The 20,757-nt window shown below is 70.2% G+C and carries 18 protein-coding genes; 12 read left to right on the top strand and 6 right to left on the bottom strand.

Translation table 11 applies throughout. The features are described from left to right. The first annotated feature begins 54 nt into the window (after positions 1-54). The 4 genes from ACIPVK_RS07580 to ACIPVK_RS07565 all read left to right on the top strand — a co-directional run bounded on the left by ACIPVK_RS07580 (position 55) and on the right by ACIPVK_RS07565 (position 8,143). On the top strand, positions 55-1,827 hold the full coding sequence (locus ACIPVK_RS07580) for a DUF222 domain-containing protein (RefSeq protein WP_407611355.1): 1,773 nt from the start codon (positions 55-57) through the stop codon (positions 1,825-1,827). 198 nt (positions 1,828-2,025) lie between these two features. After that, positions 2,026-3,612, top strand: coding sequence for a glutamine-hydrolyzing GMP synthase (gene guaA, locus ACIPVK_RS07575; RefSeq protein WP_407611354.1), 1,587 nt, complete (start codon positions 2,026-2,028; stop codon positions 3,610-3,612). Between the two features lie 386 nt (positions 3,613-3,998). Further along, the gene (locus tag ACIPVK_RS07570; protein ID WP_407611353.1) at positions 3,999-7,775 is read left to right on the top strand and encodes a DNA helicase; all 3,777 of its coding nucleotides are present in this window, start codon (positions 3,999-4,001) and stop codon (positions 7,773-7,775) included. Between the two features lie 2 nt (positions 7,776-7,777). After that, positions 7,778-8,143, top strand: coding sequence for a hypothetical protein (locus ACIPVK_RS07565; protein WP_407611352.1), 366 nt, complete (start codon positions 7,778-7,780; stop codon positions 8,141-8,143). Positions 8,144-8,257: 114 nt separating this feature from the next. Here ACIPVK_RS07565 and cpaB read toward each other — a convergent pair whose 3' ends face one another. The 3 genes from cpaB to ACIPVK_RS07550 form a co-directional block, all read right to left on the bottom strand. Continuing rightward, complete coding sequence (gene cpaB, locus ACIPVK_RS07560; RefSeq protein WP_407611351.1) at positions 8,258-8,962, bottom strand: Flp pilus assembly protein CpaB; 705 nt, start codon at positions 8,960-8,962, stop codon at positions 8,258-8,260. Positions 8,963-9,083: 121 nt separating this feature from the next. Then, on the bottom strand, positions 9,084-9,326 hold the full coding sequence (locus tag ACIPVK_RS07555) for an FmdB family zinc ribbon protein (protein WP_407611350.1): 243 nt from the start codon (positions 9,324-9,326) through the stop codon (positions 9,084-9,086). Positions 9,327-9,475: 149 nt separating this feature from the next. Further along, a complete protein-coding gene (locus ACIPVK_RS07550; protein ID WP_407611433.1) occupies positions 9,476-10,069 on the bottom strand; it encodes a 5-formyltetrahydrofolate cyclo-ligase in 594 nt (197 codons plus the stop codon). A 147-nt stretch (positions 10,070-10,216) separates the two neighbouring features. Between ACIPVK_RS07550 and ACIPVK_RS07545 the strand changes: the two genes are divergently transcribed. The 3 genes from ACIPVK_RS07545 (at position 10,217) to ACIPVK_RS07535 (ending at position 13,193) form a co-directional block, all read left to right on the top strand. Beyond that, positions 10,217-10,837 (top strand): GNAT family N-acetyltransferase, encoded by a 621-nt coding sequence (locus ACIPVK_RS07545; protein ID WP_407611349.1) that lies wholly within the window; start codon positions 10,217-10,219, stop codon positions 10,835-10,837. A 268-nt stretch (positions 10,838-11,105) separates the two neighbouring features. Then, positions 11,106-11,936 carry a hypothetical protein gene (locus ACIPVK_RS07540; RefSeq protein ID WP_407611348.1) on the top strand — a complete coding sequence of 277 codons (831 nt, stop codon included), beginning with the start codon at positions 11,106-11,108 and terminating at the stop codon, positions 11,934-11,936. Positions 11,937-11,957: 21 nt separating this feature from the next. Beyond that, on the top strand, positions 11,958-13,193 hold the full coding sequence (locus tag ACIPVK_RS07535; protein ID WP_407611347.1) for a phosphotransferase: 1,236 nt from the start codon (positions 11,958-11,960) through the stop codon (positions 13,191-13,193). Between the two features lie 45 nt (positions 13,194-13,238). On the opposite strand, the gene ACIPVK_RS07530 is transcribed toward ACIPVK_RS07535, so the two are convergent. Further along, positions 13,239-13,742, bottom strand: a complete 504-nt coding sequence (locus ACIPVK_RS07530) for an Lrp/AsnC family transcriptional regulator (RefSeq protein WP_407611346.1) — start codon at positions 13,740-13,742, stop codon at positions 13,239-13,241. A gap of 80 nt (positions 13,743-13,822) precedes the next feature. Here ACIPVK_RS07530 and ACIPVK_RS07525 point away from each other — a divergent pair, with 80 nt between their 5' ends. The 4 genes from ACIPVK_RS07525 (at position 13,823) to ACIPVK_RS07510 (ending at position 17,804) form a co-directional block, all read left to right on the top strand. Further along, the gene (locus ACIPVK_RS07525; RefSeq protein WP_407611345.1) at positions 13,823-14,311 is read left to right on the top strand and encodes an NUDIX hydrolase; all 489 of its coding nucleotides are present in this window, start codon (positions 13,823-13,825) and stop codon (positions 14,309-14,311) included. After that, positions 14,308-15,285 (top strand): glycine betaine ABC transporter substrate-binding protein, encoded by a 978-nt coding sequence (locus ACIPVK_RS07520; RefSeq protein WP_407611344.1) that lies wholly within the window; start codon positions 14,308-14,310, stop codon positions 15,283-15,285. The genes ACIPVK_RS07525 and ACIPVK_RS07520 overlap by 4 nt, the downstream gene beginning before the upstream one ends. Positions 15,286-15,375: 90 nt before the next feature. After that, complete coding sequence (locus ACIPVK_RS07515; RefSeq protein ID WP_407611343.1) at positions 15,376-16,605, top strand: pyridoxal phosphate-dependent aminotransferase; 1,230 nt, start codon at positions 15,376-15,378, stop codon at positions 16,603-16,605. Between the two features lie 323 nt (positions 16,606-16,928). Further along, positions 16,929-17,804 carry a PPK2 family polyphosphate kinase gene (locus tag ACIPVK_RS07510; RefSeq protein ID WP_407611342.1) on the top strand — a complete coding sequence of 292 codons (876 nt, stop codon included), beginning with the start codon at positions 16,929-16,931 and terminating at the stop codon, positions 17,802-17,804. Positions 17,805-17,869: 65 nt separating this feature from the next. Here ACIPVK_RS07510 and ACIPVK_RS07505 read toward each other — a convergent pair whose 3' ends face one another. Both ACIPVK_RS07505 and xseA read right to left on the bottom strand, forming a co-directional pair. Continuing rightward, a complete protein-coding gene (locus tag ACIPVK_RS07505) occupies positions 17,870-18,091 on the bottom strand; it encodes an exodeoxyribonuclease VII small subunit (RefSeq protein WP_407611341.1) in 222 nt (73 codons plus the stop codon). Then, positions 18,088-19,359, bottom strand: a complete 1,272-nt coding sequence (gene xseA / locus ACIPVK_RS07500) for an exodeoxyribonuclease VII large subunit (protein WP_407611340.1) — start codon at positions 19,357-19,359, stop codon at positions 18,088-18,090. Before xseA ends, ACIPVK_RS07505 begins: the two co-directional genes overlap by 4 nt. Before the next feature lie 278 nt (positions 19,360-19,637). Between xseA and ACIPVK_RS07495 the strand changes: the two genes are divergently transcribed. Continuing rightward, entirely contained in the window at positions 19,638-20,738 is a 1,101-nt protein-coding gene (locus ACIPVK_RS07495; RefSeq protein WP_407611339.1) for a 4-hydroxy-3-methylbut-2-enyl diphosphate reductase, read from the top strand. Positions 20,739-20,757: the final 19 nt, after the last annotated feature.

The raw sequence follows: 20,757 nt of genomic DNA, 5'->3' as shown, positions 1-20,757 counted from the left end.
CACATTTCCCCGTTTCGGCAGCGGCCCGGGTGGTGGGCGGCGCATGCTCGGAGCATGAGGACTTCCGCCGCAGCGATCGCCCCGAGGGGGCACGCACGCACCGACACCGCGGTCAGTGACCTGGCCACCGCGGTGCTGGCGCTTCGCGCCGCCGCGCAAAGGGCTGGCGGGATGGGGCTCGACGCGGCCTCCAGTGCCATGGTGCTGGGCCTGCTCGAGCACGGCCGGCGCACCATCGGCTACGCCCAGCTGCAGGCGACGTTCCAGGCCGACGCGACCGGCATCCACCGGCTGGACCCGGAAACCGCCACCGCCATCGACGACCTGGCCGCCGATCCCCGGACCCTGGCCGACGGCAGCGCAGCGGCCCCGCCCGAGCGCTTCGTCCCCGGCATGGCCGTGCACCGCAACACCGCCGAGTACCTGCAAGCGCACCTGCACATCTCCGCGACCGAGGCCCGCAGCCGGCTGACCGGTGCCCGGCTGCTCATCGCCCCCGCCCCTGCCCCGGCATCGCCGATTCCCGCCGACGGGGACGAGGCCGCGCAACCCGGACAGTCCGGCACCGGCACCCCGGGTGCGGCGCCGAGTTTCCCGGTGCTGGCCGGCACCGCGGCTGACGGCAGCGCGGACGTGGGGACCGTGGCCCAGCTGGCCGGCCGCCTCGAGTCCCTGCAGCCGCGCATCGCCGAACGGCCCGACGCGGCGAACCTGAACACCGCCATCGAGGAATCCCTGGCCCATGAGGCGCGCACGGCGCCGCCGCGCAGCTGCCACAAGGCGCTGTCGGACTGGACGGCCTACCTCCAGGAGAACGGCGCACCGATCACCGACGAGGAGATCCGCGCCAAGCGCGGCATGGTCTACCGCGGTTACCGCGAGGGCTGCGACGAGTACCTGTTGCGCTGCGACCCCATCGACTCCGAAACGCTCCTCGCCTTCGCCGAGGCCTGGACCAACCCACGCTCCGACAGGGTCCCGCCCGCCTCCGCTTCCACCGCCGGACCGCCTTCGGGCCCGGGCACGGCGTCCGCGGTCCCTGCAGTCCCCGGTCCGGCCGCGGAAAACGCACAGGGCTCACCGGCCCCCGGAACCGCGGGCCTTCCGGCCCCGGAATGGGCCCTGGCCCCGGGCATCGACCCGGCCCTGGCGCCCCTGAGCGAACTGGACTGCGGCGCGCCTGCTTCCGTCGTCCCCGGGGCCTCGTCTTCGGACGCGGCTTCCCGCACGTCCCCGCAGCTTCTGCTCGACGCCGTCCTCGCCGCGGTCTCCGGGGCCCTCTCAGGCTCCGCGCCCCTGCAAAGCGGCGGGATGCCAGTGAAGGTCGGGGTGCTGATCGGCTACCGCGCCTTGCTGGGCCAGTGCGAGGACGCCGGGATCACCGCCCACGGCCGCCCGATCTCCGCCGCCAACATCCGCCGCCTCGCCTGCAACGGCGACATCCTGCCGGCCGTGCTCGGCTCCGACGGGGAGATCCTGGACCTGGGCCGCGAGGTCCGCAGCTTCACCCCCGCCCAACGCAAGGCCATCGCCCTCCGCGACCGCGGCTGCGTGATCCCCGGCTGCCACCGCCCGGCCTCCACGTCCGAGGCCCACCACGTGAAGCCCTGGACCGAAGGAGGGCTGACCAGTGTCGATAACGGCGCATGCCTGTGCCAACATCACCACCTCATGGTCCATGCCGGGCTGATCACCCTGCGGATGGTCAACGGGATACCCTACGTCATTGCACGGGCAGGCCAGCCCCGCGGGGACCCGGAACGGAACCTCCACTGGCACCCCGAGCTGCGCACCGCCGGATACACCCCGCCGATGTTCACCGACTAAGCTGCCGGGCTTCGCCCGCGGACGGAAGCCGCACGCCTGCCCACCCGCCGCATCGCCCGCGGCCAACCGGAGGAAGGTGCGCGGCACGCCGCTTCGCGGGCCCACGTGACGCGGTCGACGGCACCGTCAAAGTAGTTTGCGTCACGCTCGGCCGGTTGAAGATGCAAGCGGGCTCTCCGGGCGGCTAAGCTTAGGCGCGTGACCAACACTCCCAGCACCCCAGAGCAACAGCCGGTTCTGGTCGTCGATTACGGGGCCCAGTACGCACAGCTGATTGCTCGGCGTGTACGCGAAGCCAACGTGTATTCGGAGATCGTCCCGCATACCTTCACCACCGAACAGATTCTCGCCAAGAACCCGGCGGCAATCATCCTCTCCGGAGGCCCCTCGAGCGTTTACGCCGACGGTGCCCCGAGCGTCGGTGCCGACCTTTTTGAGGCAGGTGTGCCGGTCCTGGGCATCTGCTATGGCTTCCAGGCCATGGCCAACGCCCTCGGCGGCGTCGTCGCCGAAACCGGATTGCGCGAATACGGTGCAACCGATGCCACCGCCAGCGGAGCGGCACGCTCCATCCTGGCCGGCATCCCCGAGGCACAGAACGTCTGGATGAGCCACGGGGACTCCGTCTCGAAGGCCCCCGAGGGCTTCGAGGTCCTGGCCACCACCGCCGGCGCACCCGTTGCCGCCTTCGCCAACGAGGCCAAGCGCCTCTACGGCGTGCAGTGGCACCCGGAGGTCAAGCACTCGGCCCACGGCCAGGCCGTGCTGGAGAACTTCCTCTACAACGGCGCGGGCCTGACCCCGTCGTGGACCGCTGCCAACATCCTGGACGAGCAGGTCGAAAAGATCCGCAACCAGGTCGGCGACGGCCGGGCCATCTGCGGGCTCTCCGGCGGCGTTGATTCCGCCGTTGCAGCCGCCCTGGTGCAGCGCGCCATCGGCGACCAGCTCACCTGCGTGTTCGTGAACCACGGACTGCTGCGCGAAGGCGAAGCGGAACAGGTGGAGATGGACTTCGTCGCCGCCACCGGCGCGAAGCTCTACATCGCCGACGAGCGCGAGCGCTTCCTGACCGCCCTTGACGGCGTGACGGATCCGGAAACCAAGCGCAAGATCATCGGCCGCGAATTCATCCGCGCCTTCGAGGCCGCCGAGACCGCGATCCTCGCCGAGGCTGCCGACTCCGGCCAGCCGGTGAAGTTCCTGGTCCAGGGCACCCTGTACCCGGACGTCGTCGAATCCGGCGGAGGCGAAGGCGCCAGCAACATCAAGAGCCACCACAACGTGGGTGGCCTGCCCGAGGACCTGGACTTCGAGCTTGTCGAGCCGCTGCGCGCGCTCTTCAAGGACGAGGTCCGCGCCGTGGGCAAGCAGCTTGGCCTCCCGGCCGAGATCGTCATGCGCCAGCCGTTCCCGGGCCCGGGCCTGGGCATCCGCATCATCGGTGCGGTCAACGAGGAACGCCTGGAACTGCTGCGCAAGGCCGACGCCATCGCGCGCGCCGAGCTGACCGCGGCCGGCCTGGACGAGGAAGTCTGGCAGATGCCGGTCGTCCTGCTGGCCGACGTGCGCTCCGTGGGTGTGCAGGGTGACCACCGCACCTACGGCCACCCGATCGTGCTGCGCCCGGTGTCCTCCGAGGACGCCATGACCGCAGACTGGTCGCGCCTGCCCTACGACCTGCTGGCCCGGATCTCCAACCGGATCACCAACGAGGTCGACGGGGTCAACCGCGTGGTGCTGGACGTGACGTCCAAGCCACCGGGAACCATCGAATGGGAGTAAGCCCGACGGCGTAGACGCGCCGGCGGCAAAGTTCAGGGGGAGGCCTATGCGGGCTTCCCCCTGAACTGTTTTCGGAAAGGTGCGTGCCCCGCGGGGCAGGAGCGCCCCGGGTCGCGGCGGCGCCGATGCGATCGATCGAGCGCCCGCCGTTCACCCGCCGGGCCCACATCGTTCACCTGAACGTGGCCCCGCGGAGGCCCGGGCGCGCGCAACATCGCCCCGCGAGGCGGCGGCAGGCGCTCCGCAGCGCAAGAGGCCCGTGCCCAACGTGTTTTGGTTCGGCATCGCACGCCCGTTTTGGACTAGGTTGGTAAGGGCTGAATGTATCCGCGCGGCAACGCGTCACGCGGGTGCGGCAGCATTCAGGCAAGAGGTGAAGGGACGGTATGGTGACAGAGCACCAGCAGCACGGCGATGAATTGGTCTCCACATGGGTTGACTCCCTGGGCCCAGGGGTGGGGACCGACACGTTGCTGCGGTTCGCCCCCTCGGTGTCCAACAGCATCGACATCACCCATGCCCACCCCTCCGGGCTGGCCCAGTTCCTGGCCGGACGACGCACCCGGCTCTCCACGCTGCTGCGCGACTCGGACCAATACGACTCGGCCCGCCGCACCGCCGACGCCCTGCGCTCCAAGATCCGCGAGCTCTGGGACGAGCGCGGCATCGACGTCGGCTACCTCTCCGCGGGCCAGGCCAACTGGCGCGCCGTCCACGAGGGCCGCAGCGAGCAGTTCAACGCGCCGATCATGCTCGGTCGCATCGTGCTCTCGGTGCGCGAGGACCAGGACGACTTCGAGATCCAGCTCATGGGCCGGGCCGAGTTCTCGCCCGCCCTGCTGCGCTACCTCAAGCGCCAGCACCACCAGAACATCGACGTCGCGGCCATCAACGCCGCCGCCTACTCCATCGCCCGCTTCGACCCGACCCGCGCGATGGACGCGCTGCGCACCCAGGTCGCGGACGTCTCGGGCATGGTCATCGCCCACCGCCTGCTGATCTCCACCTTCGCGGACCTGGCCGACCCCGCCGACCCCGGCAGCATGGACATGAAGCACCCGGTGCTGGAAAAGCTTTTCGAGGCCGAACTCAACCGCGGAGATCGCGCCACGGGCACCGGCGGCACCGCCCGGGCCGGTCAATCGCGCCCGACGCGCAGCAGCGACGAACGCAACCCCGCCGACGAGCTGCTGTTGCTGGATGCCGACGAGTCCCAGCAGGCGGTCCTCGACCTCGTCGAGGCGGGGGAGTCGGTGGCCGTCAGCGCCCCGGCCGGCAGCGGACAGACCCAGACGGCACTGAACGCCGCCGGCGTGCTCGCCTCCGCGGGCAAGCGCGTGCTGGTGGTGGCCGAGCGGCGCTCCAGCGCCGAGGAATTCGTGGCCCGCTTCGCCGGGCTGGACCTGGCCGGGACCGCGCTGCTGCTGTCCCCGGAGGATGATCCCGACGCCCTGCGCGAGCTGCTGACCCGGGCGATCCTGCGCAACGAGCGCGCCACCGAGCCGCAGCTGGGCAAGCTGCACGCGTCCCTGCGCGAACACCGCCACGCGCTGCTGGACCACGTCCGCTCGCTGCATTCGACCCGCGCACGCTGGGGCTGCTCGCCGTACCGGGCCATGCAGGAACTGGCCCGGCTCACCGCGCTGAGCCCTGCCCCGGCCACCACGGTGCGCCTGAAGCGCTCGGTGCTCGACTCGATCACCAGCCGCACCTCCACCGCCGAGCAGCTCAAGCGCGCCGCCGAGCTCGGCGCGTTCATCAAGGCGTCGGAATCCAGCCCCTGGTACGGCGCACGGCTGCGCAACAAGCGCGACACCGACACCGCATTGGACCTGGTCACCGGCCTGCAACGCGACCTGCCGATCCTGCGCGAGCACATGCTCAAGGTCGCCGCGCACTCGGAGATCCGCCTGGCGGATTCCTACAACAAGTGGGGCGAGCAGCTGGACCTGCTGGTGGCCGTGCGCGGCTCGCTGGACAAGTTCGAGTCGGACATCTTCGACAAGTCCGTCGAGGACCTGATCTCCGCCACCGCTTCCTCCTCCTGGCGCCGGGAACGGGGCATCGAGATGAGCTCGATGACCCGCTCGCGGCTGCGCAAGGTCGCCAAGGACTACGTGCGCCCCGGGGTGCACGTCTCGGACCTGCAGTCCGCGCTCGAGGCCGTGCAGGAACAGCACCTGGCCTGGCACCACCACGCCACCTCCCAGCGCCACCCGATGGTCCCGGCCGGGCTGCTGGACGTCAACGCCGGCTACCAGGACGCCGGATCGCGCATCGACAAGCTGGCCACACTGCTGCCCGAATCCGCCGGCCGCTCGCTGCGCGACGAACCCATCAATACGCTCCAGGGCCGCATGGACGAGCTGCTGAAGCACCAGGGCGAACTGGAGAAGCTGCCCGAACGCACGCTGCTCACCGAGCAGCTCACCGAGCACGGCCTGGGCGAGCTCATGGACGACTTCCGGGCCCGCAACGTCGCACCCGAGGCCGTCGCCGCGGAACTGGACCTCGCCTGGTGGCAGTCCGCGCTGGAGGCCATGATCTCCGGCGACGACTTCCTGGCGATGAACGACGGGGAGAAGCTGCGCCGCCTGGAGGCCGACTACCGGCTGGCCGACTCCGCGCACGTCTCCTCCGGGGCCTCGCGCCTGCGCTGGGCCCTGGCCAAGGCGTGGAAGGCCGCGCTGGCCGACCACCGGGCGGCATCGCGCGAACTGCGGGCCATGCTCAAGGACGGGGAACCGACGGTCGCCGATCTCGCCACCCTGGGCGATTCGCTGCTGAACTCGCTGTGCCCGGTATGGGTCGGCTCCCCGCTGCTGATCCCCGCCACGGTGCCCGACGGAATGGAGTTCGACGCCGTCATCCTGCTGGATTCCGACTCGCTCTCGCTGCGCTCGGTCCTGGGCTCGATCTCCCGTTCGAAGCAGGTCATTGCGTTCGGCGACACCATGATGGGTGCCCCGAACCCGTTCGAGGTCTCCGTGGACCCCACGGCGCACACGCGGATCGAGTCCGCGCCGATCTCCGCGATGGAGACGCTCCAGGAGGTGCTGCCGCTCATCCGGCTCTCCACCGCCTACCGGGGCATCGACGAGGGGCTCACCGAGTCCCTCTCGCACGACTTCTACGCCGATTCGCTCTCCCGGCTGCCGGCCGCCCGCTCGCTGGGCGCCGGAACCCCGGCGCTGAAGGCCGAGTACGTGATGGACGGCACCGGGTCCCTGGGGGCCGACGGCGAATCCGTCGAGACCACCGTGGCCGAGGTCCAACGCGTCGTCGACCTGGTCTTCACGCACCTTTCGCGCCGGGGGGACAAGACCCTGGCCGTCATCGCCGGCAGCCGCCGGCACGCCGCCGCGATCGCCGAGGGCATCCGCGTCCAGCTGCCCAACCACCCGTGGGCGACGAAGTACTTCCGTGCCGCCTCCGAACGCTTCCTGGTCACCAGCGTCGACCGCTTGGCCGGGCTGCAGCGCGATGCCATCATCCTGTCGCTGGGCTACGGCCGCACCACCCACGGCAAGACCGTGCACGACTTCGGCGCCCTGTCGCAGCCCGGCGGCGACGAGCTGTTCGTCAACGCGGTGACCCGTGCCCGGGAGTCCATGGTGCTGGTCTCGGCGCTGCGCCCGCAGGACATGGACCTGGCGCGCATGCGCTTCGGCGCCTACCGCTTCCTGGAGCTCTTCGGCCGGGTGCTCGGCGGGGACTCGGGCATGTCCGCGACCACCACGCCGCTGCAGGACCCGCTGGTCACCGACCTGATGGCACGCCTGGCCGAGCGCGGTGCCATTGTCACCCAGCACTACCGCGGGGTGCTGGACATCGCCGCCCACGCGGTGGATGTCACCGGCAACGGCACCGCGGTGCCGCTGGCCGTGGTGTACGACGGCACGCAGGGCTATCGGGAACTCTCGGTGCGCGAGCGCAGCCGCCTGCGTCCGCAGCTCTTCGAGGCCCTGGGCTGGCGCTATGTGCCGCTGTGGACCATCGACGTGTTCTCCGACCCCGACAAGGTCGCCAACGAACTGGCGGGATTCCTGGGGCTCGATGGCTCCGGCGACGACACCGCCCGCGGCGGATCCACGGGCTCCGGCACGTCCGCCACCGGTTCGCCGGCCACCGGCAGCCGGGAGTCCGACCTGGCCGATGCGTAGCCATGTCAGGTGAACCCGAGGCACCGCGGCGAAGGAAGCCGCGGCGCTTCACCGCACCACCGCAACAGGTCAGCGATTCGACGCTGGTCGGTGTCTTCGAGCTGCCCCACGGCGCCGGCAGGACCGCGCCGGGCCCGTCCACGGATGCCGATGCGGCACCCGGCACTGCGGTGCCCGGCACCGCTGCGGCACCGGGGGAATCCGACGACAAGCCCCGCACCGCCCACGAGCGGAAGGCGCCCAACGACCGGAAGGCCAAGCCGGTCCTCGACCAGCAGGCCGCCGAGGACGACCCCCGCCGCTGGGGCGACGCCGAGGACGACCTGGGCGACTGGCTGAAGTCCCAACGGCCGCCGCACTGGGACTGAGCCTCCCACCGCTTTCCGGCAGCCATCCGGCCGCCATCCACAGGCACGCGGCCATCCGCCCCGGACCACCGCTTTCCGGCGGCCTGCAGCAGGACGCGGGCGCGCCGCACGCACCTACGGGTTGACGAGCACCACGGACACCTTGCCCCGCTGCGTCGCGGTCGAGAGCTGCTCGGCACTGCCCGCCCCGGCCCCCACGACGATCAAGCCGCCCTGCCCGGACCCGGTCGAAACACTCCACGGTCCCTGCCCGTCGGGCTGGTCCTGGGCCGCGGTCCACAGGATCGGCACCGCACGGGCCAACACCCGCGAATCCAGCTTGGTTTCAAACCCGTTGCCCTCGGTCAGCACCACATCGACGCGCTGCCCGGCGCGCACCAGCGATGCGGTCTGCTCGTCGTCCAGGCGCAGCGGCACCGCAACGGAGCCCGGCTCCAGGCCCGCCAACAGGCCGGGGCCGATGACCATCGTGGGAAACACCGGGGTCCCGGCCAAGACGGGAATCGCCAGCCTCGAGCCGGCGGCCGGCGGCTGGTTCCCGTACGTGCCCTCGGGCACCAGCGAGCGTGGAACCGCCTGGCTGCGCAGGTCCTCCGGCCGCAGCAGGGAACCGACGGGCAGGTCCCGGCCGGCCACCAGCACGTCGATGCGCTCTTCGGTCGCGGGGGCGAGGAACGCCAGGGACAAGGCCAGCGAGAGCATCGCGAGCGCCGCGGCCAGGTGCCGGCGGTACTTGGCAAACAGCTCCCTGCCAGAACGGCGGGGACCCCGGGCGGAGAAGGCCGGGCGCGGAACATCGGTACGGCGGAAAAGAGTCATGCCTTAAGCAACTCATGGGCCCCACCCAAACGGATGGAGCCCATGACGAGACGGTCATACGGAATGCCCCTGCGGGGCCTGTGCGAGGAAGTGCACTGCCCGAACCGCCCGGGGGCAGTCGCTACGCGGAGGTCGACGCCGAAGCGGAAACCTTGCTGCTGGCGGCCGGGGTGCTGGAGCTCGTGGTCGAACGCGAGTCGTTGCGGTAGAACCCGGAGCCCTTGAACACCACGCCGACGCTGTTGAACTTCTTGCGCAGCGCACCCTGGCACTCGGGGCAGATCGTCAGTGCCTCGTCGCTGAAGGACTGGACAACCTCCATGGCATGGCCACAGTCCTTGCAGGCATAAACATAGGTAGGCATATTGATCCTTTCGCGCGGGCATTGCGTGCCTGGCCGCGGGCCGGAGCACCAAGCGGCGCGGCGGATCACCCGGACAAGCGATGGTTGAAGAGGGGATTGCGGGCGCCAGAGGCATCCGCTTACACCAATTCTAACGTACGCTCCCGCGGCTACATGGTGAGGTTACGCACCCCGGAGGGAAGCGCGACCGCCTCGACGCGCTGGTCGAAGGGTTCGACGGGGAAGTGGCCGGCCGGCACGAACTCGTGCTCGAAGGCGATGCTGAGCAGCTTCGGACGCAGCGCCGGGTCCGTCAGGGACTGGATGAAGCGGTCGTAGTAGCCGCCTCCCTGCCCCAGCCGATCCCCGTTTTCATCCACTGCCTGGGCCGGCACCAGGATGACATCGATCTCGGCCATCAGCTCGGGGCCAAAGCGCTCGCCCACCGGTTCGTCGATCGGCCCGACGGCGCTGCGGGCCATCGCCACGCCGGGGAACCACCGGGTCCAGGACAGGCGCCGCTCTGGTTCGCAGATCGGGACGTAGATCGTGTAGCCGGCGGCGTGCAGTTCGGCCAGCAGCGGGCCGGTGGGCGGCTCGGTGCCGTAGGACAGGAAGCAGGTCAGGGTCCGTCGCGGCGCGTTTTGCCCCAGCCACGGCAGCAGGTGTCCGGCCAGCATCGCCATTTCCGACTCGCGCAGGGCCGGTCCCATGGCACGGCGGCGCGCGCGCAACTGGTTCCGTGCATCGTCCTTGATGTTCATCTCGCTCACGCTCCACAGTCTAGACACCATGTGGGTGCGGTGCCCGGCAGCGCCGACGCGGCCTGCGGGGTCTGCCGGCACCGAGGCGCCACCGCGGCGGCAGGACAGCGGCAGTCGGGAACCCGTGGAATCGATAGGATTGGTTACATGTCCGAATTTGACCGCCATTGGCCAGTCAGCGTGCACGGGCCGCGGCTGCTGCTGCGCCCCCTGCGCCGCCGTGACAAGGCGGAATGGATGAATCTGCGCCGCACCAACGACCAGTGGCTCGCCCCCTGGGACGCGACCCTGCCCGAGGGCACCGGGTACCCGGCGGACTTCGGGCAAATGGTCTCGGTCCAGAACCGCACGGCGCGGCTGGGGCAGTGCCTGCCCTGGGCCATCACGCTGCCCTCGCTGCACTCCAAGCGCGCCCCGATCGTCGGCCAGCTGACCGTCTCCTCCATCGTGTGGGGAGCCGCACGCAGTGGTTCGATCGGGTACTGGGTCGATATGGGCCACGCCGGGACCGGGATCGCGCCGGAGGCCGTCGCCATGGCGGTGGACCACTGCTTCAAGTCGATGGGGCTGCACCGGATCGAGATCAACATCCGCCCGGAAAACGACGCCAGCCTGCGCGTTGTCGAAAAGCTCGGCTTCCGCGACGAGGGGCTGCGCAAGGACTACCTGCACATCAACGGGCAGTGGGCCGACCACCGCAGCTTCGCGCTGACGGCCGCCGAGGTCCCCGAGGGGATGCTCAACCGCTGGCTGGCCAGGACGCAATAGCGCGAAACACCAGGGCGAAAATCGGCAATATCGCAAATTTGCCCAGAGTATTGCCGGACACACCGGGTTGAATGCGGCATCGTGCGCACATGCATGCTTAATGTGGTTGACGTGGACGTTTCACATTGGCAACAAATTCCGGCGGCGAACCTGCGCCGGGGGGAGCTGCACGGCAATGGAAACGCCACGACGGAGTAAATCGGCCATTTCAGTGCAGGGCCGGGCGGATCCGCAGGAGAAGTCAGTCGCCAGCCGACGGAGGAGCAACATGGCACCGGTAGCATCCAACGCTTCAGTCGAGTCCAGCTCGACGGGGCAGCCACCCTTGCGCATTTTTTACGACCGCCTGGCCGTTGCCCTGCTCGGTTGCCTCGCCGTGCTGGCCCTGCCCATCGGCGGCGTGCTCGCCCTGGCGGGCGTGTTCTCCGGCTGGGTGCCGTTGGTGGCCCTGGCTCTGGCCATTGCAAGCTTCTCCACCCTGCGCGGCCTGGCCGTGCGCGATCGGCGCAGCAAGCTGCTCAAGCGGCTGGAAACGACGCGGACCCTGGCCATGGAAACCGGTCGCACCCCGAGCCCCGAGCCGGTCCGGAAGACCGCCGTGGTCTTTGACGCCCAGCCGGACTCCAACAAGCGTGCCCCGCGCCTGACCGTCCAGGAGCTGCGCGCCGAGGCACTGCGCATCGCCCACAAGGGAGCGGCGGTGCAGCGCCCCGAAGGATGGGAACCCACGCAGGTCCCGCTGCCGCAGTACGTCGTGGCCAATGCCGCACAGCGCCCGGCCCCGGCACCGCTACAGGCCAGCGCCGAACTGAAGGCTTCGACCGGTGCGTCGCTGCGTTCGCAGGAAGCCGCCGCCCGCCTGGCCGAGGCCGCAGGCGCCGAAGGCACCGGCGCGGCGCAGGACATCTCCGCCCTGCCGGCGATCCCGCTCGCCCCGGCCGCCGAGGCACCGTCCATCGCCCCGGCTCCCGTCGCCGGGAAGAGTGCACCGGTGCTGAAGCCCGCAACGGCGGAGGCACCCGTCGCCCGACCACCGCGCGCCGAGGCCGCCGGCGACCGCATCAATCTCGACGACGTCATGCAGCGCCGCCGCGCCTAACCGGCGAAACCTTCCCATCCGATGACCGCCAGCGCACCGGGTCCCGCCGATGCGGCGCAGCTTGCCGCGCTGGCGGCCGCGATCCCGGACCTGGTGCGCCGACTCGGCGGCAGCGTCCCGGCGGGGAGCTGGGACTACGACGCGAATCGGCTGCGCATCCAGCACCGGCCCGGAGCCGGTATCAGTGCCATGTACCGCATGCCCGCGGGCACCGGGTTCAACGAGCTGGGCGCGACCACCGAAAAAATCACCATCCCGGGCGTCGCCGCCACATCGGTCGGCACGGGCACCGGGGAACCGGGAACCACCGTCAGCGGCTGGATCCACCCGCGCGACCCGCTGCTGCCCGACCTGGCCCTGGCCGCGGACCGGGCCTACGTGCAGGAAACCTGGGGCGAGGGCGAGCGGCTCACCGCGCTGAAGACCATCGCCTACCGGCCGCTGCGCCGCGCGGTGCTGCGGGCAACCTTCACCACGCGCGGTCCGCTGCAGCTCCAACGCACGATCTTCCTGAAGGTGGGACGCCCCGACGCGATCGCCGGCCTGCGCCTGCGCCACCGGCTGCTGGACGGGACCCGGATCCCGGTCCCCGCCACGCTAGCCCCGCGCAGCGACGGGATCCTGGCGCTGGAGGCCGGGCGCGGCGAATCCCTGGGCGCGGCTCTCCGCCCGCACGCGGGAGCCGACCTGGACCCGAAGGATTTCATCGCCCTGCTCGATGCGCTGCCCCCGGGCGTGATGCAGCTGGATGCCAGGCGCGCCTGGAGCGATTCGATCCAGCGCTACCTGCAGGCTGCCACGTTGGCCCTGCCGCGGCGCGCCGAGGAACTGGCGGCGCTGGTGCAGCGGATCACGGCGCACCTTTCCGCCTCCGACCGCGGGGAGCAAGTGCCGGCCCACGGGGACTTCTACGACGCGAACATCCTGCTGAGCTCCGGGAAGATCAGCGCCCTGCTCGACCTGGACTCGCTGGGGCCGGGGTACCGGGTCGATGACCTCGCCTGCCTGCTGGGGCACCTGGCGATCCTGCCGTCGCTGGGCGAGAAGAACCAGGGTGCCGGGGCGGCCCTGGAGCGCTTCGCACGGGTCTTTGAACGCACCGTCGACCCGCGTGCCCTGTGGGCGAGGTCAGCCGCGGTTGCGCTGACGCTGATTGCCGGGTCCCGCGGCCTCGGGAACGACACCTGGGAGCAGGTGGCCGAGGCCCGGTTGCTGGCCGTGCGGGATTTGGTGCGGCGCGCCGACGCGTTCGCCTGATCCGGAGCCCCCCGCAACGCCACCCGCCCGGCCGGAACTGCGCGGCTAGTTCTCCGGGTCTTCGGGGATCGGCCCGCCCAGGCCCTTGTGGTGGCCGAAGACCAGCGTCGTTTCGGTGTGGCCCACGGACTCGTCGGTGGCCAGGTTGTCGAGCACCCAGTCGCGCAGCGCCTCGGTGGAACTCACCGCGATGTGAAGCAGGTAGTCGGTGGCGCCGGAAACATGGAACATCGAGAGCACCTCGGGCAACCGGGGCATCTTCTGCGTGAAGCGATCGATCTGCACGCGGTCATGCACCCGCAGCTTCACCGAAATCAGCGCCTGCACGCTGCGCCCGACCGCCGGAAGGCTGACCTCCGCGTGGTAGCCGGTGAGCACCCCGCGTTCCACCAGGGCGCGGGTGCGCAGCAGCGCCGTGGACGGGGCGATGCCGGTGCGCTGCGCCAGCAGCGCGTTGCTTATGCGTGCGTCATCGACCAATTCCTGAATAATTCGACGGTCAACGGCGTCAAGTTCAACCGGTTGTTGCGGAAAAGCTGAAGGTGCCATGCTGATATTCCATCACAGTTGCGCCCGCTTCGGGAGATTTGGAGCCCGGGGAACGACCCCGCACACCCTAAAATGGTTCCATGACTACCCCCGAACCCCAGGCACACCGCGGCTTCGACACCCGGCTTGCCGCCTATTGCGTGGTGATCCGCGACGGAGAAATCCTGCTGGCCCTGTGGGACATGCGCGAGCGCGATGCCGGATTTGTGCCGCGCTGGACCCTGCCCGGCGGGGGCGTGGAACTCGGCGAGGCCATCGATGCCGGCGCGGTGCGCGAGGTCGAGGAGGAAACCGGGTACCGGGTGCGGATCGATTCGCTGCTCTCCGTGGACTCGGGGCTGATCCCGGCGCACAAGCGCTACAGCGGCACCGAATACCCCATGCAGACGGTGGCCGTGCTCTATGCCGCCACCGTCACCGGCGGGGCGCTGCGCCACGAGGCCGGCGGCACCACCAGCCAGGCGGCCTGGTTCCCGCTGGAAGAGGTTGCCGCGCTGAACCGCGTCGAGCGCGTGGATGCGGCCATCAAGCTGTACCGGGAAAACCTCCACCAGGAAAGCACCAAATGACGGAAAACACCCGGCCCCGGGGATTGCGCGGGCTTCGCCTCCTGGGGCTCGGCGCCCTGCTGCTGGCCCTGGCGGGGTGCACCTCGGGCACCGACGTGCACACCTCGCAGGCGCAGACCGAACGCGAATTGGTGCTCGTGCAGCGGCCCGATGCCACCTCCCAGGCCCTCGGCCACGCCTACCGGGACGTCCTGGCCGACGCCGGGGTCGCCGCGCGCCTGGCCCCGCCCGCCGCCGATCCGATCGCGGAGGTCCTGGCGGGCCGGGCGGACGTCGCCGTGGCCGGTTCCAGCGAACTGCTCGCCGCGCTGGGCAAGCTGCCCGGCGCGCAGGGCGCGGCGGGTGAATCGGCAAGCACGCCGACGGCCTCCGGTGCCGGGGCATCGCAGGCCGCGGCCACGACCAAGCAATTGCACGAGCTGACCCCCACGGGCTTCGCCGTGCTGGACACCGCCGAGGCGGAGCGCACCGGAACCCTGGTCGTCACCGCCGCCACCAGCGCGCGCGAAAAGCTCACGGGCATCGACCAGCTCGGTGCGCTGTGCCCGCGGCTGGAATTCGGGATCTCCCGTGCGGCCAAGGCCTCGCTCGTGCCGGAGCTGTCGGCCAAGGCCGACTGCACCCCGAAGTCCGTCGCCGAGCTCACCGACGAGCAGGTGCGCGGTGTCCTGCCGGTGATCAGCGACGCGGTCCAGGTGCAGGCAACCACCCTGGAGAACGCCGGGATCCCGGACAACGCCCTGATGGTGCTGCAAGACGCCGGCGCGCTCTTCGCCCCGCAGGCGCTGACCCCGCTGATCACCACCGACGGGGTGGGCCAGGACGCGATCAAGGCCGTCAACAAGCTCAGCGCCGCGCTCAAGCAGGAGGACCTGCTGGAGCTTAACCGCATGGTTTCCGGCCGCGACGCGCTGGACCCGAAGAAGGCCGCCGCGGACTGGCTGGCCGACAAGTCACTGGTCGCCGTGCCATGATGACGCCAGGGCTTCACACTCGGGGCGCCGCCCGAGTTGCCTTGCTCACAGTGCCAGCGCGCACGCGGCCCAAAATGAGAAAGTAAGAGCATGCCAGAATTCAAGCAGTCCACGAAACTCCACAACGTCCTGTACGACATTCGCGGGCCCCTGCTGGAACACGCCCAGCGGATGGAGGCGGAGGGCCAGCGGATCCTCAAGCTGAACATCGGCAACCCCGCGCCCTTCGGCTTCGAGGCCCCGGACGCGATCCTCGTGGACATGATGCGCAACCTGCCCAACGCGCAGGGCTACTCGGACTCGCGCGGCATCTTCTCGGCCCGCACCGCGGTCTCGCAGTACTACCAGACCCGCGGCATCCAGACCATCGGCGTGGACGACGTGTACCTAGGCAACGGGGTTTCCGAGCTGATCACCCTGTCCCTGAACGCGCTGCTGAACAACGGCGACGAGGTGCTGATCCCGGCCCCGGACTACCCGCTGTGGACCGCCTCGGTCTCGCTGGCCGGCGGCACCCCGGTGCACTACCTCAACACCGAGGAGGAGGGCTGGCTGCCGGACCTCGAGGACATGGCCGCGAAGATCACCCCGCGCACCAAGGGCATCGTGCTGATCAACCCCAACAACCCCACCGGCGCGGTGTACCCGAAGGCCACGCTCGAGGGCATCCTGGAGCTGGCCCGCAAGCACAAGCTGATCGTGTTCTCCGACGAGATCTACGAGAAGATCCTGTACGACGACGCCACCCACATCAACACCGCCTCGCTGGCCGACGACGTGCTGGTGCTGACCTTCTCCGGGCTCTCCAAGGCCTACCGGGTCTGCGGCTTCCGAGCCGGCTGGATGGCCATCTCCGGACCCAAGCACCTGGCCAGCGACTACATCGAGGGCATCAACCTGCTGACCAACATGCGCCTGTGCGCCAACGTGCCGGGCCAGCACGCCATCCAGACCGCGCTGGGCGGCTACCAGTCGATCAACGACCTGATCCTGCCCGGCGGCCGGCTGAAGGAACAGCGCGACATCGCCTACAAGATGCTCAACGAGATCCCGGGGGTCTCGGTGCAGCAGGCCAAGGGCGCCATGTACCTGTTCCCGAAGCTGGACCGTGAGATGTACCCGATCCACAACGACGAGGACTTTGCCCTGGAACTGCTCAAGCAGCAGAAGATGCTCGTCACCCAGGGCACCGCCTTCAACTGGGTCGCCCCGGACCACTTCCGGCTGGTCACCCTGCCGGCGGTGCGCGACCTGCAGGACGCGATCGGCCGCATCGCCGAGTTCCTCGAGGACCTGCGCGAGGGCAAGATCGCCGTCTAACGGCATCCGGCGGTCCCATGCCACCGCACGGGACATCGGGCGCGTTCGTCCCCAACCCCCTGGGCTGCCCAGGGAGCCGGGATGGGCGCGCCCTTTTGCGTGCCCGCACCGAGGCGCGCCCATCCCGGCCGGCGCCCGGGGCCGTGGGACCGGTGCGCAGGCGGCGGGGGACCGCAAGGGGCACGCAACGCGCGCTACGGGCACAACGAAGATGGGTTCGGGCAGGTCAACGCCTGGCGCTCCGCCGGCGGGGCAGCGCGCCGATTGTTAATGCCCATGCCGTACGCTGATTTCCACGAACCCCGAGCCTGAAGGTTGGAACCATGAGCAAGAAGCAGAAATCCAAGTCACGCCCCGTTTCCTTTGCCGATGCCGCGCGGTCCGCGCTTGCGGCCTCCGCGGACTTCGAGCTGGGTGCTATCGACCCGTCCTCGACCCCCGGCTACACGGGGGACAAGGCCAGCGGAGCCCGGGACCTGGTCGCGGTGGGCCGCGAACTTGGCGAGTTGCAGGAGCGCCTGTTTGCCGCCTCGCGTGCGGGCGCCCCGCAGAAGGTCCTGTTGATCCTTCAGGCGATGGACACCGCGGGCAAGGGCGGCATCGTGCGCCATGTCATCGGCGCCGTCGACCCGCAGGGAGTCAAGCTCCACGCCTTCAAGGCACCCACGGCCGCGGAGGCCAAGCGCGACTTCCTCTGGCGCATCAACAAGCAGCTTCCCGGGCCCGGCTTCATCGGCGTCTTCGACCGCTCGCACTACGAGGACGTGTTGATCCACAAGGTCAGGGGGCTGTCGCCGGCCGAGGAGATCGAGCGCCGCTACGGCGCCATCAACGATTTCGAGGCGCAGCTGGCGGACAAGGACACCACCGTCATCAAGGTCATGCTGCACATCTCCAAGGACGAGCAGCGCGCGCGCCTGGCCGAGCGGCTGGAACGCGAGGACAAGCACTGGAAGTTCAACCCCGCCGACATCGATGAGCGCGAGGTGTGGGCGGACTACATGGACGCCTACGAAACCGCGATCCGGCGCACCCACATGCCCGACGCGCCGTGGTTCGTGGTTCCCGCGGACCGGAAATGGTACGCCCGGTTGGCCGTGGCGACCTTGCTTGCCGAGGCGCTGAAGGCCATCGACCCACAGTGGCCGGCCGCCGACTTCGACGTGGCCGAACAAAAGAGGCGCCTGGCCGCGTCCTAGCCCGCTGCGCCCGGGTGCCCGGTGCCCGGGTGCCGGGAGCCTGGAGCCGGGCGTGCGGTGCGGGACTATTCGGACTCGGGTCCGCGTGCGGCATCCAGGCGCGAGGTGGCGCCCTGCAGCCAGGCCTCGCAGCGGGCGGCCAGCGCCTCGCCGCGCTCCCACAGGGCCAGGGACTGCTCGAGGGTCGCGGCCCCGGCCTCGAGCTGGGCGACCACGGCCACCAGTTCCTCGCGGGCCTGTTCGTAGCTCAGCGCGGCGATGTCGGAATTTGCTGCTTCGGGGTTCATGGGGTGTTTCCTTCTTCCGGGGTGTGGCTGTGGGTGACGGTGGCGGCGAGGCGGCCGCGGGCCAGGCGCACCTGGATCCTGCTGCCCTCGGGGGCGTCGGCGGCGGAGCGGACGATGTCCCCGGAGTCCAGCTGGACGACCGCGTAGCCGCGGTCCAGGGTCTGCTGCGGGGACAGGGCGCGGACCTGGGCGCGCAGGTGCGCGATCGAGTCGTGGCCGCGGGCCAGCGAGGTGCGCATGGCCAGGGTACTGCGTCGGGCCAGCCGGACGACGTCCTCCCGGCGCACCTGCACCATCGAGCCGGGGTTGGCCAGCACGGGGCGGGCCCGCAGCGCGGAGATGCGCTGGGTCTCGCGTTCCACGTTCCCCCGCACCGCCCGGTCCAGCCGGTTCCGGGCCTGGGCCAGGTTGGCCAGCTCCTCGGCCAGGTCCGGCACCACCCGCTTTGCCGCGTCGGTGGGGGTCGAGGCGCGGACATCGGCCACGTCGTCGAGGATCGGCCGGTCCGCCTCGTGCCCGATGGCGGAGATCACCGGGGTGCTGCAGGCCGCGACCGCGCGCACCAGGTCCTCGGAGCTGAACGGCAGCAGGTCCTCCAGCGCGCCGCCGCCGCGGGCGATGATGATCACCTCGACGTCCGGGTTCGCGTCGAGCTCGCGCAGCGCGGCCATGACCTCGCCGACGGCGTTGACTCCCTGGACCGCAGTGTTGCGGATGTCGAAGGCCACCGCCGGCCAGCGCAGCGTGGCGTTGCGGACGACGTCCTTCTCCGCGTCCGAGTCGCGCCCGGTGATCAGCCCGATGCGGCCCGGCAGCAGCGGCAGCCGCTGCTTCCGCGCAGGGTCGAAGAGGCCTTCGTCAAAGAGCGAGCGGCGCAGGCGTTCCAGGCGGGCCAGCAGGTCGCCGAGCCCCACGGGGCGCAGGTCGGAGGCGTTGAGGGACAGCCTGCCGGTCTTGGCGTAGAAGCTGGGCTTGACCCGTGCCACCACGCGGGAGCCGACCTCCGGGGGCGTGTCCAGCGAGCGCATCACCGAGGCCCACACCGTCACCGAGAACGAGTAGTCGACATCCACGTCGCGCAGCGTCAGGTAGGCGTGGCCGTTGCGGACATTCGCCTCCAGCAGCTGGCCCTCCACCCAGGATTCGGGGGAGTTCTCGATGTGCTGCTTCAATTTTTCGCTCAACACCCGCAGCGGCCAGGGGTTTTGCGGGGTGGTGGCCGCGGCGGTGCGCGGCAGCGAACCTTGTGCTTCTTGTGCTTGATCCACGTGGGTGCGCGCCTTCCTTGGTGCCGGGATTCGAAACTACACCAACACCCATTGATACCAGCAACGGGGGACAAAACGCTTCCGCCGGGCGCAGACGCACCGCGGCCCGGCGCCGAACCGACAGGAGCAACGTGAGAATCCCAACACCCCTGCGCAACATCGCCGCCATCGCCTCGCTGTTGCACGCGGTCCTTGGGCAGCGGACCGGCCGACGACGCCGCTAGGCCGGTGGCGGAATCCCCACCCCCGATTTTGCGCGCCCCAGTAGACTTGGACCCATGGCTACCAGTTCCACCGTTCAGGTCTCCCTTCCGATGCCCAAGATCCCGCGCACCCGTCGCACACCGGCTGAAATCGCCGCCGCGGCGCCCATCGAGGGCGAGCGCAATGTCCTGCTGGCCGCCCCGCGCGGATACTGCGCAGGCGTCGACCGAGCAGTCATCGCGGTGGAAAAGGCGTTGGAGCACTACGGCGCACCGGTCTACGTGCGCAAGCAGATCGTGCACAACCTGCACGTGGTCTCCACCCTTGAGGCGCGCGGCGCGATCTTCGTGGAGGAAACCGAAGAGGTGCCCGAGGGCGCGCTGGTCGTCTTCTCCGCCCACGGCGTTTCCCCGGCCGTCGTGCAGTCCGCCGAGGACCGGAACCTGCGCACCATCGATGCGACCTGCCCGCTGGTGACCAAGGTGCACAAGGAAGCGGTGCGCTTCGCCAAGGACGACTACGAGATCCTGCTGATCGGGCACGAAGGCCACGAAGAGGTCGAGGGCACCTACGGCGAGGCGCCGGAGCACACCCAGATCGTGAACAACCCCGACGAGGCAGACACCATCGAGGTCAAGAACCCCGACAAGCTCATCTGGCTCTCGCAGACCACCCTGAGCGTCGACGAGACCATGGAGACGGTGCGCCGCCTGCGCGCCCGCTTCCCGAAGCTGCAGGATCCGCCGAGCGACGACATCTGCTACGCGACGACCAACCGCCAGGCCGCGATCAAGGCCGTGGCCCCGCAGAGCGAGCTGGTCATCGTGGTCGGCTCCTCGAACTCCTCGAACTCGGTGCGCCTGGTCGAGGTGGCCCTGGAATACGGCGCGAAGGCCGCCTACCGAGTGGACTACGCCTCGGAGGTCGACGAGACCTGGTTCGAGGGCGTGGCCACCGTCGGGGTGACCTCCGGCGCCTCGGTGCCCGAGGTCCTGGTGCGCGACGTCCTGGCACTGCTCGCCGAGTACGGCTACGCCAGCGTCGAGGAGGTCACCACGGCCCAGGAAGACATCCTCTTCTCGCTGCCCAAGGAGATCCGCGCCAAGCTCAAGGAGGCCGGGGACGACTCCCGCGGCCCGGGCGGCCGCATCACGAAGTCCGACATCAGCAGCTAGTTTCACCAGGGCCGCCCCG

It is taken from the genome of Paeniglutamicibacter sp. MACA_103, from assembly GCF_045798555.1.
Classification (GTDB): domain Bacteria; phylum Actinomycetota; class Actinomycetes; order Actinomycetales; family Micrococcaceae; genus Paeniglutamicibacter.
The sequence above is the reverse complement of the archived record's forward strand: the minus strand, read 5'-3'. Positions and strand labels throughout refer to the sequence as shown.

Excerpts from the sequence above, each read along its gene's own strand:
- ACIPVK_RS07580 (WP_407611355.1), top strand. The coding sequence starts at position 55 with ATGAGGACTTCCGCCGCAGCGATCGCCCCGAGGGGGCACGCACGCACC.
- ACIPVK_RS07570 (WP_407611353.1), top strand. The coding sequence starts at position 3,999 with ATGGTGACAGAGCACCAGCAGCACGGCGATGAATTGGTCTCCACATGG.
- ACIPVK_RS07565 (WP_407611352.1), top strand. The coding sequence starts at position 7,778 with ATGTCAGGTGAACCCGAGGCACCGCGGCGAAGGAAGCCGCGGCGCTTC.
- cpaB (WP_407611351.1), bottom strand. The coding sequence starts at position 8,962 with ATGACTCTTTTCCGCCGTACCGATGTTCCGCGCCCGGCCTTCTCCGCC.
- ACIPVK_RS07555 (WP_407611350.1), bottom strand. The coding sequence starts at position 9,326 with ATGCCTACCTATGTTTATGCCTGCAAGGACTGTGGCCATGCCATGGAG.
- ACIPVK_RS07550 (WP_407611433.1), bottom strand. The coding sequence starts at position 10,069 with ATGAACATCAAGGACGATGCACGGAACCAGTTGCGCGCGCGCCGCCGT.
- ACIPVK_RS07545 (WP_407611349.1), top strand. The coding sequence starts at position 10,217 with ATGTCCGAATTTGACCGCCATTGGCCAGTCAGCGTGCACGGGCCGCGG.
- ACIPVK_RS07540 (WP_407611348.1), top strand. The coding sequence starts at position 11,106 with ATGGCACCGGTAGCATCCAACGCTTCAGTCGAGTCCAGCTCGACGGGG.
- ACIPVK_RS07535 (WP_407611347.1), top strand. The coding sequence starts at position 11,958 with ATGACCGCCAGCGCACCGGGTCCCGCCGATGCGGCGCAGCTTGCCGCG.
- ACIPVK_RS07530 (WP_407611346.1), bottom strand. The coding sequence starts at position 13,742 with ATGGCACCTTCAGCTTTTCCGCAACAACCGGTTGAACTTGACGCCGTT.
- ACIPVK_RS07525 (WP_407611345.1), top strand. The coding sequence starts at position 13,823 with ATGACTACCCCCGAACCCCAGGCACACCGCGGCTTCGACACCCGGCTT.
- ACIPVK_RS07520 (WP_407611344.1), top strand. The coding sequence starts at position 14,308 with ATGACGGAAAACACCCGGCCCCGGGGATTGCGCGGGCTTCGCCTCCTG.
- ACIPVK_RS07515 (WP_407611343.1), top strand. The coding sequence starts at position 15,376 with ATGCCAGAATTCAAGCAGTCCACGAAACTCCACAACGTCCTGTACGAC.
- ACIPVK_RS07510 (WP_407611342.1), top strand. The coding sequence starts at position 16,929 with ATGAGCAAGAAGCAGAAATCCAAGTCACGCCCCGTTTCCTTTGCCGAT.
- ACIPVK_RS07505 (WP_407611341.1), bottom strand. The coding sequence starts at position 18,091 with ATGAACCCCGAAGCAGCAAATTCCGACATCGCCGCGCTGAGCTACGAA.
- ACIPVK_RS07495 (WP_407611339.1), top strand. The coding sequence starts at position 19,638 with ATGGCTACCAGTTCCACCGTTCAGGTCTCCCTTCCGATGCCCAAGATC.